This is a genomic window from Psychrobacter sp. TB55-MNA-CIBAN-0194, assembly GCF_040309505.1.
GTDB classification, from domain to species: domain Bacteria; phylum Pseudomonadota; class Gammaproteobacteria; order Pseudomonadales; family Moraxellaceae; genus Psychrobacter; species Psychrobacter fozii.
This window is the reverse complement of record NZ_JBEOOW010000171.1, coordinates 1-281: the sequence shown is the minus strand read 5'-3', so window position 1 is coordinate 281 and position 281 is coordinate 1. Positions and strand designations below refer to the sequence as shown.

General features: G+C 44.1%; 1 pseudogene. It reads left to right on the top strand.

The window, feature by feature from the left end:
- Positions 1 to 12: 12 nt before the first annotated feature.
- A pseudogene (locus tag AAEY75_RS14705) lies at positions 13 to 281 on the top strand (methylated-DNA--[protein]-cysteine S-methyltransferase); the annotation flags it as partial.

Below are 281 nucleotides of genomic sequence, written 5' to 3'. Positions count from 1 at the left end.
CAGGGGAAAACCATGATAGTCACCGAAGCAGCTTTTGGATCTAACCAGTTAACGTTAATCGCCAGCGTCAATGAGCATAGCAGCCCTAAACTGGTTGAAGTCAACTGGCAGCAGACGGGTGACGCTTGGCATAGCTCAAAATCCATTCCCAAACTTAAAAAGCACTATGGCCTTGTTGATAAGAGCTTTACGTTTATCAATGAGGATAAGCTAAGCGAAAATGAACCGGCTCAAGCGCTACTATTAGAGACTATAAAGCAGTTGGATGAGTACTTTAAGGG